Genomic DNA, 16,016 nt, shown 5'->3' on the forward strand with positions numbered 1-16,016 from the left:
GACACCGATCCATCCCTCTCGCCCGACGGGGCCGTCCTGTTCTTCGCGTCGACGCGGAGCGGGGTGGCCGACATCTACGAAGCTCGGCGCGTCGCACGATGCGTCGTGGCATCGCCGTCTCGATGTAAAATTTCTTCGAAGACGGTTTTTGACGCCCCACGAGGAGCTCGAGCAACCCATGATGGATCGTGGGCGCTCCGGCCCACGTGGGAGCGCGGGACGGCTCGTCCCGGAGGACATCGAGCCGACCCCATGGCCAGCACATCGACGGATGATCCGCCCATGGATCCTCAGGAGTTCAAGATGCGTCTCACGCTTTACCGGTCGCGGCGACGACGGGTGTCCGCGCCCACGTGGAGCCTCCTGATCGGCGTCTCCGCAACGCTCGCGGGCTGCAGCACGGAGACCTCGGCGCAGAGCTCCGGCTCAGGCGGCCAGGACAGCGGCGCCACCGGCGGCGGCGCCACGACCACCGCTTCCGCCACCACGGCGAGCAGCGGCGCGGGAGGCCATCCGAGCGCGACGGCCGGGGTGGGTGGCGCCGGGAGCGGCGGCGCGGGCGGCAGCGGCGGCGCCGGAGACAGCGGCGGCGCCGGCGGGAGCGGCGGCGCCGGCGGGAGCGGCGGCGCTGGCGGGGGCGGCGGCGCGGGAGGGGCCGCGGACAGGTGCGCCGATGCCCTCTACGACCCGGCGAGCCCGCCAGAGGCGCTGCCCCTGTCCGGGAACCTGGGGACCCACGATCCGGCCATCATCCAGGCGGGCGACCGGTACTACCTGTTCCAGACGGGGGACAGGCTCCCGATGAAGATCTCGTCGAACCTCACCGCGTGGCAGGCCGCCGGTCGGGTGTTCGACGCGAAGCCCGCCTGGCTGGAAGAGAAGGTCCCGGGCGTGACCGACCTGTGGGCGCCCGATATCTCGCGCTTCGGGGACACCTACCATCTCTACTACTCCGCCTCCACGTTCGGCAGCAACCGGTCGTGCATCGGGCACGCGACGAAGGCATCGCTCGACTCGGCAGGTCCCTGGACGGACCGCGGCGCCGCCATCTGCTCCAACGACGGCGGGGCGCGGGACGACTGGAACGCGATCGATCCCAACGTCGCGATGGATGAAGAAGGGACGCCGTGGCTCGTGTTCGGGAGCTTCTGGGGCGGTATCAAGATGGTGAAGCTCGCCCCGTCGGGGGAGCGGGCCGACGGGGAGCTCCACGCCCTCGCCGCCCGCCCCGACGCCCGCGGGGCGCTCGAGGCGCCCTTCATCGTCCGGCGCTGCGGCTTCTATTACCTGTTCGTCTCGTTCGACGCCTGCTGCCGTGGGACGGACAGCACGTACAAGATCGCCGTCGGTCGTTCGAAGAGCATCACAGGCCCGTACGTCGACAAGAAGGGGATACCGATGATGTCCGGCGGCGGCAGCATCCTCGTGGAAGGAGGCTCCCGCTGGCGGGGGCCCGGGCACAACGCCGTGCTGTTCTCCGGCGATCGCTCTTACAACGTCTATCACGCCTACGACGCGCAATCGAACGGCGCCCCCACGCTGCGGATCTCCGATCTGGCGTGGGACACCGACGGCTTTCCGCGCTCCGGAGGGCCCTAGTCGCGCCACCGCCGCCGGGCTCCGCGCTGCGCGCCCTGACGATCGGGACTCATGGATTCCACCCTCGTCGCCAGAAGGCGAAAGCCCGTGACTGACCTCCTCGCGCCGCCGGAGGGAGCGCCTCCGCGGGCGGACGAGCTGCTCGGGCTCGCGCGCGCCGCCGCGGGGCGCGATCCGGCGGCGATCCGCACGCTCATCACCGAGCTCGGCGGCGCCATGTTGCGGGGCGTGCGGAAGGTGCTCGGCCCGCATCACCCCGACGTCGAGGACGTGACCCAGGAGGCCGTGCTCGCGCTGCTCCAGGCGCTGCCGTCCTTTCGCGCGGAGTGCACCGTGCTCCACTTCGCCAACCGGATCGCCGTGATGACCGCGCTCGGCGCGCGCCGGCGCCTCAGCGCGCGCGCGCGCTTCGACGAGCCGGGCGCGCCGATCGACGTGGCCCCGGACGAGAGCGGCGCGTCGCCGTTCGCCGAGGCGGTCTCGAGCCGGCGGCGTAAGATGGTGCTCGAGGTGCTCGACAGGATGCCCGAGGCGACCGCGGAGGCGCTGGCCCTCCATTTCGTGCTTGGCTACACGGTCGACGAGATCGCGGCGCACGCCCGCGTCTCTCCGAACACCGTCTGGAGTCGGCTCCGGCTCGGCAAGGAGGCGCTGCGGCGCGCGCTCGCCAACAACGCGAAGCTGGCCGAGCTCTTCCGGGGGAAGGAGACGTGACCGCCGGCTGTCGGAGCGAGCTCCTCACGCGGGTGCGCCGCGGCGTCGCGACGGAGCCGGACCGGCTCGCCCTCGACGCCCACCTCGGCACCTGCGCGTCGTGCCGGATGAGCTGGGTGCTCGCGCTGGACTTCGACGCCGCGGGGGCGGCGGAGCCCGGGGACGCAGAGCTCCTCGCGCGCATCGTGAACGCCGCGATCGGCGGGGCCGTGATCGACCTGCCGTGCGAGGGAGCGCCGGCGCGGAGCGCCTGGCTCTACGCCGCGGCGGCGTCCTCGCCGGGCGCTTCTCCGACCGCCTCGACGGCGGAGCGGCTGTTCCGGGAGGCCAACGACGCGCGGCGCGCCGGCCGTTCCCGGCGCGCCATCGAGCTCTACCGCGCGCTCCAGAGGGGGTTCGCGTCGTCGCCCGAGGCCACGCTCTCCCTCGTGTCGCTGGGCGGCCTGCTCCTCCACGACGGCTCGCCTGCCGCGGCGCTCGCGCAGTTCGACCGGTACCTCGGCGTCGCCGGCCCGCGCCCGCTCGCGGTCGAGGCGCTCTATGGCCGCGGGCGCGCCCTGCGGGCGCTCGGGCGCGCCGGCGACGAGGCGCAGGCCTGGCGGCGCCTGCTCCGGGAGCACCCGGGCTCGCCGTACGTCGAGCACGCCCGCCGCCGTCTCGCCGAGCTCGGAGGGTGATCACGGGGCGCCGATCTGGCTCGGGTTCGGGCCCCGGCGTTCGCGTCGCGCTGTCTTCACCCACGTTGGCCATCTACGTCCCTCCGGGCACGCACCCGACGCGTGCTCATCGTGCACTGTTTTCCTGCAGGAGCTCGTCATGCGAATTCGACCTCTCTTCATGACCGTCGTGCTTCATTCTTTCGCCGCCGGCATCGGCCTCGCGTCCGGGGGTTGCAGCTCGGGAGACCCCGACGATCACCCCGCCGCGCAGACCACAGGCAGCGGCGGTGGCGGCGGTAGCAGCGCCAGCACCGGCGCAAGCACGAGCGCCAGCAGCGGTGCGGGCGGCGCGAGCAGCGCTTCCGGCTCCAGCGCCGCGGGGGTGGGCGGCGCGGGAGAGGGTGGCGGCGGAGGCGCGGCCGGAGGGACGACGAGCGCTTCAGGCGGCTCGGAAGGCGGCGGCGGGAGCGCCGAGCTGCCGGACGTCACTGTGTACATCGCCGGCGACTCGACCGTTCAGACCTACGTGAACAGCGCACTTCACCAGGCGGGCTGGGGCCAGATGCTGGGGGAGTTCTTCGACGAGCGGGTGCGCGTCGACAACCGGGCCATCGGCGGCCGGACGGCGCGCCGGTACATCGATGAGGGCCGCCTCGACGACGTCCTCGAGGACATCCAGCGCGGAGACTACTTCCTTGTGCAGTTCGGCACGAACGACAGCAACAAGACCGCGACGTACGAGCACGACGGCGAGACCATCCCCTATTACCTGGACCCCGCGACGGACTTCAAATCGTACCTCGAGCGGTACATCACGGGCGCGCAGGCGCGCTCCGCGACGCCGGTGCTTGTCACCCCGCCCCCGCGGCGATCGTGCTCCGGGGACAGCCACGAATTCGGCAACGGCCTGAGCGCCCATTCACAGGCGATGCGGGAGCTCGGAGACGAGCTCGACGTGGCCGTCATCGATCTCAACGCGAAGACGCTCGCCCACCTGAACTCGATCGGATGCGTGGCGGCGGGCGAGGACTTCTTCCTCGTCCGGGCGGACAAATCGGTCGACGCCACCCACTTCAACGAGACCGGCGCCCGGGTCATGGCGGGCCTGGTGGCCGACGGCACTGCGGACGCCGGCCTGACGCTCGCGCAGTACCGGAAGTGACGGGACCGACGCGCCTGTCGAGCTCGCGGCATCAACCTGAAGCATCCTCTCTAATTTCAGAAAAATTCACAGGGAGGCGGGGAGACGGGGAGTAAAATCCCATGGACCTCCCCGCCTCCCCGCCTCCCTGTTCAATCTCTTCTCTTGATAAAAGTGCCAGCAGAACGAGGGAACTGGTCAGGGCGTCGGCGTCACTTCACGTGGATGTCCGGCCTGGGGGGCGCCGCCATTCCGCCGCCGATGTGGAAGCTCGGGTGAGGCGGCTGGTTGTAGGCGGTCTGCTCCGAGCTGACCTGCATGCGGTACTGGGGGTCGTGCATCAGCGTGTAGAGCCGGCGCGTCGTCACGTTCGTCGTCGTGTACAGCCGCAGCGCCGAACTGTCGGACTCGCGCCACACGATCTCCTCGCGCCAGTCGCCGAGCAGGTCGGCCGTGAGCGCCGGCGTCGACTTCGTGCCGTTGTTCGAGGCGCACTGGCTGCAGCTGAGGAGCGAGCCGCCGCCGTACTTGGTGATCGACGTGTTGTTCTGCAGCTCGCGCAGCTCGTCTGCGTCCCACCAGATCAGGAAGTTGGCCGACGCGGGCTGGCTCCCGACGTTCGACCCGCTGGTCGCGGACAGGAGCCCTCCCGTGGAGTTGGTCCACATCTCCGCGCCGGCGTTGCTCGCGAGCACGTCGCCCGCCACGCCGCGCCCGGTGTCGGCCCCCGTGACGGGGCCCTGCTTGAGGATCGCGCAGGAGTTCGCGTCGTGGATGTCGTAGGTCGGCTTGGTGCCGTCCTCGTGCGGCATGAACACCTCGAGCCCCGGGCGTGAGAGGATGAAGTCGCTGACGTGCAGCGCGTCGCCGTGCCCGAGCGCCGTCGAGCACTTCCGGGTGCCGTTGCTGTCGATCGTCGAGGCCCCGTAGATGACCTCCTGCGCCCCGTCGGCGTCGACGTCGGCCACGACCATCGAGTGGGCGCCCTGGCCCGTGTAGGCGGTGTTCGCGTTGCTGTCGGCCTTCCAGATCTGGGTGAGCTTGCCGCCGCGGAAGCTCCAGGCCGTCACGGTGGCTCGCGTGTAGTAGCCGCGGGCCATCAGGATCGCCGGCTTGCCGCTCGCGTCCTGGCCTGCCCCGAGGTCGCTCACGAACGCCGCGCTCGCGAGGAACCGATCGACCCGGTTGCCGTACGAGTCCCCCCACGACGAGACCGTCCCGCGGGCCACGTCGAAGGCGACGGTCGCGAGCTCCGCGCCGCTCGCGCCGCTGAACACCGTCAGGTACTCGGGGCCGGTGAGCACGTAGCCGGCGGCGTTCCTGTAGTCCGCCGCGTCGTCGTCGGAGGCCGCGGGACCTCGGCTGAGGTAGGCGCCCGCGCCGTCGCGCGTGCCTGGAGCGGTCTTCACCGCGATCTCCGCGTTGCCGTCGCCGTCGAAGTCGTACACGACGAACTGCGTGTAGTGCGCGCCCGCCCGGATGTTCCTCCCGAGGTCGATGCGGAAGAGGCGCTTGCCGTCGAGCTTGTAGGCGTCGAGGTAAACAGGCCCCGTGCAGCCGGCCTGGGAGTTGTCCTTGGCGTTCGAGGGATCCCACTTGAGGATGATCTCGTACTGCCCGTCGCCGTCGACGTCTCCGACGCTCGCGTCGTTCGCGGAGTACGAGTAGCTCTCGCCGGCGTTATCGCACTTCGATGGAGTCGTTCCGCCCGCGGGGGCCGTGAGGGGGATGCGGAGGTAGCTCTGGCCCCAGGTGGCGGCGGCGGGGGAGGCGGCCTGTGCGACGCCGCCGACGACGGCCCGGACCGTGTAGGCCGACGAGCTGGTGCCGGCGGTATCGAGGGTGTTGGTGCTGTTCGTGACGTTCGCGATGCGCGTGCCGTTGCGGTACACATCGTACGAGATCGCGCCCGGGTTGGCCGCGTCGTACTCGTAACCGAACATCCGCCATCCGACGTAGACGCCGTTCGAGACCTTGACGGCGACCACCCCGCGGTCGAGGTCCTCCATCTGGTAATGCCCGGTCGGGGTGGCGCCGCCGCTGCCGCCGGAGCCGCCCGCGCCGCCGGAGCCGCCCGCGCCGCCGGAGCCGCCCGCGCCGCCGGAGCCGCCGCTGCCGGTGGTGGCGCTGGTGCTGCTGGCGCTGCTGCTACTGGAGCTGCTGCTGCTGCTGGCGCTGCTGCTGCTGCCGGACCCGCCCGCCGTCACGCTGGTGAGCGCTGGGCGCTGCGAGGCGCCGCTCGCGTTGGCGCAGAACCCGAAGCTCGTCGATGCGCCCGCCGCCAGGGTCGCGTTGTGCGCTGCGGGGGTGGCGACCAGCTGCGGCCCGCTCACGCTCGTGGTGGCGTTCCACGCGTTCGCGAGCGTGGAGCCGTTCAGGTTCGTGGTGATCCGCCAGCTCGTCGTCGTCGTGGTCCCCGTGTTCCGGATGGCGACGTCCGCGCAGTACCCGGTCCCCCAGTCCGACGCGACCGTCAGCGTGGCGGTCAGCCCCTCGCCCGCCAGCGGCTGGTCCCAGGCTTCCTGTTGCTCGAGCCCCTCTTCCGGCCCGTAGGCGTCCTCCACGACGCACGCTCCGAGGACCACGAGGGCGGCGGCGGTCGCCGCCGACAAGCAAGTTCGCATGGAAAGTTCCTTTCAGAGCACGCGGAACGCGAGGCGATCCGCGAAAGGTCCTCGGCCTCCAGCGCCGGCGGCCCTGCGGCCGGTGACGCTCGGAGACCGAGGATCAATGAATGACCTCCTTGGTTGCCCGAGCCGCTCGGAGCCAGTCACCAAAGCAGCGCACCCCCCGCGTTTTTCGGCAGATGGGAGTTTTTGCGGCGTGCGAGAATGCGTGATCGTCCCGCCGGAGCCTGGCGAGGGCGGGTACCCACCGGGGTTACCTTGCCGGGCGATCTCGACGGCCCGGCGCATCGCCTCGATGAGGCGATGCATCTGGCCGCGGTCACGCCGCGAGCCGGTGCTCTATCTCGATAGGCGTGAGCTCGGGCGGCTGCTCGTCGACGACGAGCGTGCTCCCCGGGTGCTGGCGGACGAGGTCCTCCGCGTACTCGATCGCTTCCTGCACGGTGCCGTACGGGAGCGAGCGGGTGACGTATCCCTCGGCCGCGACCACCCAGCCCCAGCCGTCGGGGTCCGGCATGACGTGGTAGGCGAATCTCTGTGTCATGGCGTGTCCTCTTTCCGGCAGGGTGAGCCCGGCGCGCGCGAGCCGCAACGGATCGGCGCTCGCGAAGGCCCTACCGGTGGCGGCGCTGCACCTCCTTGAGCGCGAGCTTCGAGATCGCCCTCAGGGTATCGAACACGCCGCGCCCGCTCGCCGCCGCGGCCTCGAACTCGGGCGCCCCGTCCGGGTTGAGGAGCTCCCGGAGCTCTGCGACATCGGCGATCCCGTCGAGATCGCGCTTGTTGTACTGGACGACGAACGGCAGCCGGCCGGGCGAGCGGCCCTCCTCGGCGAGGTTGTCCCAGAGGTCCGCCATCGACTCGACGTTCGCGTCGACCCGGGCGCGCTGCGAGTCCGCCACGAACACGACGCCATCCAGCCCCTTCAGGATGAGCTTCCGGCTCGCCCTGTAGAAGATCTGACCCGGCACCGTGTAGAGCTGAAGGCGCGTCCGGAAGCCCGACAGGCCCCCGAGATCGAGCGGCAGGAAATCGAAGAACAGCGTGCGATCGCTCTCGGTCTTGAGCGAGATGAGCCGCCCCTTGGCGGCCGGCACCGTCCGGTCGTACACGTATTGAAGGTTCGTCGTCTTGCCGCAGAGACCGGGCCCGTAATAGACGATCTTGCAGTAGATCTCCCGGCTCGCATAGTTGATGAACGCCATCGGCGTGCTCCTCCAGAGTCGACGTTCGAGGGGAGGCAAGGCCCGTCCCCGCATTGAAAACGAAGGCGACCGTCGTTCATCGCCTTGGAAGCGATGGAGACCGTCGTGAAGCGCACTGGAAACGAAGGCGATCAACGGCCGCCGCTCGGCGCGGCGGCCGTTGTCGACTCCTGCGCTGGGAGGGGAGGCGGCGGCCGCTCTCCCCACGATTTCATGCGCCGCGCTGGGGGCGCCCCGGCTCGCCCACGGCGCGCCGCGCGGTACGCCCCGCTCGCGGTTCCCCGGCGCTACGTCACGCGCGGCCGGCGGCGAGCGGACGCGCCGCCGCTGCCGCCGCGCGCGGCGCCGCGCCGGCGGCGATCACGAAGACGCGTCGGCGATCGCGTGGAGGGCCGCCACGAAGCCCTCCAGGGAGGCGTCGCGCGCGTCGCTGTGCTTCACCAGCCGCTCGTTCACGGCGATGAGCTCCACCACGTCCGGGCTCGCGCCCGGGACCCGCCGGAGCTCGTGCACGGCGCGGCTCACCCGCGACGGCGGGTCGAGGCACGCGAGCGCCGACAGCGCCGCCGTCGCGCCCGCCTCGCGGCCCGCCGCGAGCGCCTCCCGCGCCATCCCGAGCAGCACGAGCGCGAAGGCGACCTGGATCGCCTCCAGGAAGCCGCGGGAGATCTCCTTGCCGCCCTGGCTGGCCTCGCTCCACGCGAGCGTCACGAGCTCGCCTATCTCCGAGAAGGCGCGCGCCGACATCAGCGTGGAGAGCGTCTCCAGGCCATGTTTGTCCCACGCCGCCCGCGTCGTCAGCTGGCGCGCGAGCCAGGAGAGCACGGCATACGCGTCGTCCCCCGCCCGGATCGCGCCGAGCGCGATGTCCATCAGCGCGGCCCGCGCCACGCCGTGCGCCTCGAGCCAGCCGAGCAGGTTCGCCCGCTCCGCGCCCCGCGGCGTCCGGCGCGCCTTCTCGAGGATCGCGTCCCGGAGCGCCGGGGGAAAATGGCGGATATCGACGCTCCAGTCCTCGTCCGAGCCGCGCGCGCGCTCCATCGCCAGCGTGGCCAGCGCGTCGTCGTCGAGCGAGAGCGCCCCGGCCCGCCGCGCCGCGAGGATCTTCGGGACGGGCAGATCGCGCAGCGCGGGGCGCTCGCCGTTCAGGCCGTCGAGCTCGTCCCCGTCGAGCAGCGGCGGCAGCCCCTTGTGGACCTTGGGCGCGAGGATGAACCCCGAGGGCCACTGGACAGGCTCGCGCCGGCAACGCTCGAGCACGCGCTCGTAGATCCCCGCCGGGACCTTGCCGCGCACGAGATCCGACAGCTCGATCCACTCCTCCTCGTCGAGCACGAGGCGCGGCACGCCCAGCACCTCGTGCTGGAAGTGCGCGGGATCCTGGATCGCGAGCCGCGCGAGCTGCCGGATCACCGGCCCGCTGAAGCCGCTCTCGCAGCGCGCCCTCCAGCGCAGGAGATCGGATGTCCCGAGCTCGTCGATGTGCTCGGACAGGAAGGCATGATCGTCTGGCTCCAGCGACGGCTGACGGAGCACATGAAAGAACGCGACGGGACGGGCACGGCCCCGGTGCGCGCGCACCAGGGCCTCAATCTCCGCCTTTCGCATGGCGCGACCTCATCACCCGAGACCCCATGTGGGATCAGGGACACTCTCAGGTCCATCGTCGCCAGGCGCGAGCGCGGCCCGTCATGACTCGTCGGTCGGTGGAATGACGGATCCTGTTCCTGACCGGTATGCCCAGGGTAGCGCCAGCGCGCCCGCTGTCAACGCGCTCGTCGCTGCTCTCGCTCCTCTCGCCACTCTGGCCACTCTGGCCACTCTGGCCACTCTGGCCACTCTGGCCACTCTCGCCACTCGATTACTCGATGCGCTGCCGCCGCCGCCGCCGCGGCTCCCGGCCGCGCGCGGGCGGGGGGACGTCGCGCGAGAGCGGCAGCTCGACGGAGAAGGTCGAGCCCTCGCCGATCTCGCTCGATACGCTCACCCGCCCTCCGTGCGCCTCGACGATGGTGCGCGTGATGTAGAGGCCCAGCCCGAGCCCGCCGTAATGACGCGACGAGACGCCCCGGCGATACCGCTCGAAGACCTGCTCTCGCACGTCGGCGGGGATGCCGATGCCATGATCGGTCACCGACAGCCGGGCGATCTCTCCGTCCGACGCGATGGTGAGCTCGAGCGGCTTGCCCCCGCCGAACTTGATCGCGTTGCTCAGCAGGTTGGTCACGACCTGCTCGATGCGCTGCGCGTCCCAGCGGCCGACGACCGGCCCGGCGGCGCGCACGTCGAGCGCGCAGCCCGCCCGCGCGAGCTGGTCGTCCAGGTACGTCGTGACCTCTCCCACGATCGCGCGGAGATCGATCTCGATCGGGTCGAGCTCCAGGCGCCCCGCGTGGATGCGGGAGACGTCGAGGAGCATGTCGACGAGGGCGACGAGGCGCTTGACCTGCCGCTGCGAGAGATCGACCGACGCGCGCGCCCGCTCGATGCCCTCCGCGCCGCGCGAGAGCTTCTTCTCCATCGAGTGGACGGCGAGCTGCAAGCTGGTCAGCGGCGTCCGGAGCTCGTGCGAGGCGACGGAGAGGAACTCGTCCCGCGCGCGGACGGCCTCCTCCGCGCGGGCGCGCGCCCGCTGCTCGTCCGCGAGCAGGCGGTCCCGCTGCTGCTCGGCCTGCACGCGCGTCGTGACGTCGCGGAAGCTCCAGACCCGCCCGACGATGCGCCCGCTCACGCGCTGAGGCTGGGAGTAGCGCTCGAAGACCCTCCCGTCGTCGAACGTCAGGGTGTCGATGCCGCTCGCCTCGCGGGGGTCGTCGACGCTCCTCGTCATCCTCGCTTCCTGGAGGAGCTGCTCGGAGTCCGCGAGCTGATCGAGGCAGAGCGCCAGGCGATCGTCCTGCGAGAGGAGCACCTGCTCGGGGATCCCCCACATCTCCCTGAACCTGCGGTTGTGCCGCACGGGGCGGCCCGCCTCGTCGACGACGAGGATGCCGTCCGCCGTCGAGTCGAGCGTGGCCTCGAGCAGCGCGTGCGAGTGGCGCAGCATCTCCTCGGCGCGCTTGCGCTCGGTGACGTCCGTCGCGATCCCGCACAGCGCATAGGACCGCCCGTCCGGGTGGCGCAGCGGGAACTTGAGGGAGAGGAAAGCGTGGATGCCGTCGGGGGCCGCGACGTACTCGTCCCTCTCGATGGGGTGGTCCTCCCGCAGCGCGGCGAGATCGTTGGCGCGCACCGCGTCGGCGATCTCGGCCGGGAACAGCTCGTGGTCGGTCTTGCCGAGGATGTCCTCGCGGGTCACGTGCACGACGTCCTCGTAACGGCGGTTGATGAGCAGGTACCGCCCGTCCGGGGCCTTGACGAACACGACGGCGGGCGTGTTGTCGAGGATGGCCTGCAGGAGCGCGTTGCTGTCGTGCAGGGACGCCTCCGCGCGCCGGCGCTGCGCGTTCTCCTGCTGGAGCTCGCCGTAGAGCCGCGCGTTCTCGAGCGAGATGGCCGCCTGCGACGCGAGGACGTCGAGGACGCCCAGCTCCGCGGTGGAGAAGGCGTCCGGGACCAGGTTGTTCTCGAGGTAAAGCAGGCCCACCGCCTCGTCCTGGCGCACGATGGGCACGCCGAGGGCCGAGCGCCGGCGGCGCGACGCGTCGCCGAAATAGGGATCCATCGCGAACCGGTGGGGCGCGGCCGCGTCGGCGATCGCGATGGGCTTGCGGGCGCGGACGACGGCCGTGCAGAGCGACAGGGGCACCTGCGACGGCGCCGCGAGGTGGCCTGCGGGGCCGAAGGCGCGCTCTCCGTCGCCGCTCGCCTCCGCCAGGACGAGGCCCTCCGGCGACGAGAGGAGCAGGCAACCGCGCTGCGCGCCCACGTGCTCCATGGCCACGAGCAGGAGCCGGGCGTGCAGCTGGGGCAGGACCAGCGCGCTCGAGATCTCCTGCGAGGCCTTCAAAATACCGAGCATATCCAGGTACTTGACGTCACCACCCCAGGACGCGGGCCGCCGCGCGAGCTCGGGGTGCTGCTGGAGCAGGGCGCAGACCTTCGCCCGCGCGCCCCAGGCCTCGTAGCTGTCGCGGGCGCGCGCGAGGTAGGCGCTCGCCGCCGTGTCGAGCCCCCGCTGCTCGTAGAAGCGCGCGCAGAGCTCGCTGGCGAGCGCCTCGACCTCGATGAACCCGCCCGCGCGGGCGCCGTCGAGGGCCTGCTCGTACCCGCGCTCCGCGGCGAGCTCATCGCCCGAGAGGCGCGCGAGCTCGGCCGAGACCAGGGCGACCTGGTGTGCGAAGTTCTCCGGGGACGCGTCCGCCAGGGCCGCCAGGTGGGCGAGGTGCGCGCGCACGGCCTCGAGGCAGGCCGGCGGGGGCGCGCGGGCGTGGCCGGCGGAGCGCGCGAGCGCCGCGTAGAAGTGGACCTGGGCGGCCCCGAGGAAGCGGCGCGCGGCGTGCAGCAAGGCGCCCGCGCGCTCCGCCGCTCCGGCGGCCTCACCCAGATCGCCGAGGAGCACGCGCGTCTGCAGGTCGAGGAGATGGCCATAGAAGGCCCTGACCGGCGCCCTCCGCGCGAGCTCCTCCGCGGAGCACCCCGGCGGGCGGCCGGGCGTGGACGGGTCGCGCAGCCGCGCGAGCAGCCGCAGCTGATCGCGGAAGATGTCCTGGTCCGCCGGGCCGCAGGTGCGCTCGGCGAGCGCGAGGCGACGCGAGGCCTCCTCGGCGACGTCGTCGAGGGAGTCGCCGGCGAACAGCTGAAACGCGATGAGCTGGTGGCCGAAATAGCAGGAGAAGGGGTAGTTGCCGGCGGAGAGCGCCGCGTCCAGCTCGCGCCGCGCGAGCTCCAGACAGCGTCGGACAGGCATCCTCAGGTAGCCGAGCAAGGCGATGAACGTGAAGCTCGCCCTGGGCCTGTAGGGCGAGTTCTCCTCGCGCTGGGCGAGCCGATAGCCCGCCTCGCCGAAGGCGAACGCGTCCGCGGGGCGCCCGCGCCGCTCGGCGAGGACGAGCCCGAAGGTCGCGTAGGCCGCCGCGGAGCTGCTCGTGTTCCCGTGCGTCAGCGAGAGCTCCACCGCGGCGCTGGCGGCGGCCGCCATGAGGTCCCAGCTCGCGTGGTAAGCGGGCTGGTACAGCGTGGCGGCGAGGTCGCAGACGGCCCGGGCGCGCGGGTCGGTCATGGGCGGCAGGTCCGGGAGGGCGGCGATGGCGAGGGCGCCGCCCTCGAGGCGACCCAGGACCGCCGCGACGGCGGCGTCCACCGCGGCGGCCTCCGGGTGGCGCGGCAGGGGGAGCCCGCAGTTGCCGAAGCCCGCGACGCAGCTCTCGACGGCGGCGTCCATCGCGCCTTGCGCGACCTGGATCTCGGCGAGCAGGGCGTACACGGTCGCGGCCACGCACCGCCCGGAGGCGCGCTCGCACAGCGACGCGCAGATGCGCTCCGCGGCCGCGAGCTCGCCGGTCGCGAACCGGCACTGGGCCAGCGCGAAGTCGAGCTCGAACGCGAGCCCGGCGCGCGCCGCCTCCCCGCGCGCGCCCGCGAGCAGCTCGGCGCCCAGCAGGAAGAACCCGATGGCCGCGGCGTGGTGGGTCGCGGCCTGCGCTTTCCGGCCCGCGCGCAGGTTGAGCTCGGCGGCCCGCGCCCGCTCCTCCGGGGACGTGATCCGCGGCGCTCCGCGGGTGATCTGGCGCACGATCTCGAAGAGCTGGGCCTCGACGCGGTCGGGCGGGAGGCCGTCGAGCAGGGCGCGCGCGGCGGCGAGGTGCGCCTCGGGCCGCTGCTCGGCGGGGGTGAGCTCGTAGGCGACCTGATGGATGCGGTCGTGAAGGAAGCGGATCTCGCGGTCGATCCGGACGATGAGCCGCAGGGAGAAGGCCGCCTGGAGGCGCTCGATGACGGCGTCTTCCGGGCAGCCGAGGAGGAGCGCCAGGGTCGTCAGATCGGCGGCGTCGCCGAACACGGCGAACCGCCGCAAGGCGTCCTGCGTGCCCGCGTCGAGGCTGCGGAGGTTCGCGGCGATGATCTCGGCGACGTCGTCCGAGCACCGCTTCGCCCGGATCGTCTCGAGATCCCACCGGAACGCTCGGGCGGTGGTCGAGAAGCGGATCAGCCCTTCCTGGTGGAGCGTGCCCGCGAGCTGCGCGATGAACAGCGGATTTCCCCCTGTCTTCTCGTGGAGGCTCGCCGCGAGCGGGGCGACCTCCTCCCGGGGGGCGCGCAGCGAGTCGGCCACCCACGAGGTCACCGCGTCGGCGGACAGCGGGGCGATCGCGATCTCGGTCACGGCGACGTCCTGCTCGCGGAGCCGGCGGATCATCCGGCGCACCGCGTGGGAATCGGGGACCTCGTTGCTCCGGTACGCGCCGAGGATCAGCGTGTCGTGGACGCCGGGGTCGGTCGCCCAGCGCTCGACGACCTTCAGCGTCTCGGCGTCCGTCCACTGGAGATCGTCGAGGAAGACGATGAGCGGCTTCCCCGGCCGCGCGAGCGCGCCGAGGAGCTGGCTGAGCGCCAGCTGGAACCGCGCCTCGGCCTCGGGGGGCGGGATCTCGGGCGGCGGGCTCCGCTGGCCGAGGATCCGGGCGAGCGCCGGGAGCATGCCGGCCAGCAGCGGCGCGTTCGCGCCCAGCGTCCCCGCGAGGCCGCGCTGCAGCTCCGCGCGCGACGCCTCGCCCTCTTCGAGGGCCTGGACGAGCGCGCCGTCCAGCGCCGCGAGGAGCGCCTCGCACGGGGCGTGGCGCGGGGCCGCCTCGCACCTGCCGCCGGTGAAGCGCGCCGCGGGCGCGCGGACGGACTCGCCCAGGCGATGGACAAGGCGCGTCTTGCCAACGCCCGGCGGGCCCGAGATCAGGACGAGCTCCGTCCGGCCATCGCGCCCGACGCGCGCCACCGCGCTCTCCAGCCGCGCGACCTCGCCGGCGCGGCCGTACAGCCCGGGGGCCAGCCGCAGAGGCGGCGGCACGTCGGCGAGGCCCGGCTGGAACGGCGCGATCCGCCCCTCCGTCCGGAGCGCCTCCCGGCACCGGACGAGATCGTGCTGGAGGCCGGCGGCGCTCTGGTACCTGTCCTCGGGGAGCTTCGCGAGCAGCTTCAGGACGAGCTCGGCGACGCTCGAGGGCAGCCCGGGCACGGACACGAGCGGCGACGGGGGGACGACCGCGGCGTGGCAGTAGAGCCATCCCAGCAGATCGTTCGCGGAGAAGGGCAGCCGTCCGGTGAGGAGCTCGAACAGGATCACCCCGAGGGAGTAGAGGTCCGAGCGGTGATCGATCGCCAGGCCGAGGCGCCCGCCCTGCTCGATCGACAGGTACGGCCAGGTGCAGGGGGACGGACGGGCCGATCGGGGGCTACACCGGCCCGGCGAGAGCGACCAGGGGCTGAACCCGGTCAGCTTGATGACGTCGCCGGGCAGGAGCATCACGCGGTGCGGGGTGAGGCCGAGGTGGACGATCTGCCGCCCGTGGATCGTCGCCAGCGCCCCGGCGATGCCGGTGGAGAGCCTCAGGAACCGGCGGAGATCCATGGGGGTGCCCATGAGGCGGGCGAGCGGCGTCGCTCCGTCGTCCTGGAGGACGAGCGCGGGCTGGCCATGGAACGTGCAGATCCGCGCCGCCTCCATGGCCACGTCGCAGCCGACCAGCCGCGTCGCCTCCAGCTCGCGCCGCAGCGCCTCGTACTCGGCCGTCGAGGGGTGAGCGACCTTCAGGGCCTTGACGAGGACGCTCCGCCCCGCCGGCTCGCGCGCCCGGTAGAGCGCGAAATCCGGTCCTTCGTCCAGCACGGCCTCCGCGAGGTATTCGGTCGCTGTCTGCATGGCTCTGGCGTGCTGGGCGTGACACATGTCCCCGGGGCGCGGCTGCGCTCGAAAGCGCCTGCGCTGCGCTGCGCTGCGCTGCGGATCGACAGGCAGGATCGATACCAGCGGTGAGCGGTCGGCGCCGCGGCGGTCCAGGCGTCCGATGATCGGCTCGACGCGTCGGCCGCGGCGTGACGGCCGGTCAGGGCGAGCCGCGCCGATCGCAGCGCCGTCGGACGCTGTCTGCCGAGCTCGGCCGTGAGCGGAACCCTCACGTATCGTCCGCTGGCGCGC

General features: G+C 72.4%; 9 protein-coding genes. 4 read left to right on the plus strand and 5 right to left on the minus strand.

The window, feature by feature from the left end; all coding sequences use genetic code 11:
- The first annotated feature begins 282 nt into the window (after positions 1-282).
- The 4 genes from WMF22_RS08145 to WMF22_RS08160 all read left to right on the plus strand — a co-directional run bounded on the left by WMF22_RS08145 (position 283) and on the right by WMF22_RS08160 (position 4,134).
- Positions 283-1,599, plus strand: coding sequence for an arabinan endo-1,5-alpha-L-arabinosidase (locus WMF22_RS08145; protein ID WP_438035382.1), 1,317 nt, complete (start codon positions 283-285; stop codon positions 1,597-1,599).
- Positions 1,600-1,686: 87 nt separating this feature from the next.
- A complete protein-coding gene (locus WMF22_RS08150) occupies positions 1,687-2,313 on the plus strand; it encodes an RNA polymerase sigma factor (RefSeq protein WP_437298543.1) in 627 nt (208 codons plus the stop codon).
- Positions 2,310-2,990, plus strand: coding sequence for a tetratricopeptide repeat protein (locus tag WMF22_RS08155; RefSeq protein WP_438035383.1), 681 nt, complete (start codon positions 2,310-2,312; stop codon positions 2,988-2,990). Before WMF22_RS08150 ends, WMF22_RS08155 begins: the two co-directional genes overlap by 4 nt.
- A 139-nt stretch (positions 2,991-3,129) precedes the next feature.
- Positions 3,130-4,134: a rhamnogalacturonan acetylesterase gene (locus WMF22_RS08160; RefSeq protein ID WP_438035384.1), complete on the plus strand. Its 1,005-nt coding sequence runs from the start codon at positions 3,130-3,132 to the stop codon at positions 4,132-4,134.
- Between the two features lie 191 nt (positions 4,135-4,325).
- On the opposite strand, the gene WMF22_RS08165 is transcribed toward WMF22_RS08160, so the two are convergent.
- The 5 genes from WMF22_RS08165 to WMF22_RS08185 form a co-directional block, all read right to left on the minus strand.
- Positions 4,326-6,737: a cellulose binding domain-containing protein gene (locus WMF22_RS08165; RefSeq protein WP_438035385.1), complete on the minus strand. Its 2,412-nt coding sequence runs from the start codon at positions 6,735-6,737 to the stop codon at positions 4,326-4,328.
- A 322-nt stretch (positions 6,738-7,059) separates the two neighbouring features.
- Positions 7,060-7,284 (minus strand): DUF2188 domain-containing protein, encoded by a 225-nt coding sequence (locus WMF22_RS08170; RefSeq protein WP_438035386.1) that lies wholly within the window; start codon positions 7,282-7,284, stop codon positions 7,060-7,062.
- Positions 7,285-7,354: 70 nt separating this feature from the next.
- Positions 7,355-7,945 carry a GTP-binding protein gene (locus WMF22_RS08175; RefSeq protein WP_437298548.1) on the minus strand — a complete coding sequence of 197 codons (591 nt, stop codon included), beginning with the start codon at positions 7,943-7,945 and terminating at the stop codon, positions 7,355-7,357.
- Positions 7,946-8,305: 360 nt separating this feature from the next.
- Positions 8,306-9,553: a hypothetical protein gene (locus tag WMF22_RS08180; RefSeq protein ID WP_437298549.1), complete on the minus strand. Its 1,248-nt coding sequence runs from the start codon at positions 9,551-9,553 to the stop codon at positions 8,306-8,308.
- Positions 9,554-9,806: 253 nt separating this feature from the next.
- On the minus strand, positions 9,807-15,740 hold the full coding sequence (locus WMF22_RS08185; protein WP_438035387.1) for a PAS domain-containing protein: 5,934 nt from the start codon (positions 15,738-15,740) through the stop codon (positions 9,807-9,809).
- Positions 15,741-16,016 lie beyond the last annotated feature (276 nt).

The organism is Sorangium sp. So ce204 (assembly GCF_051526795.1).
GTDB lineage: Bacteria > Myxococcota_A > Polyangia > Polyangiales > Polyangiaceae > Sorangium > Sorangium cellulosum_B.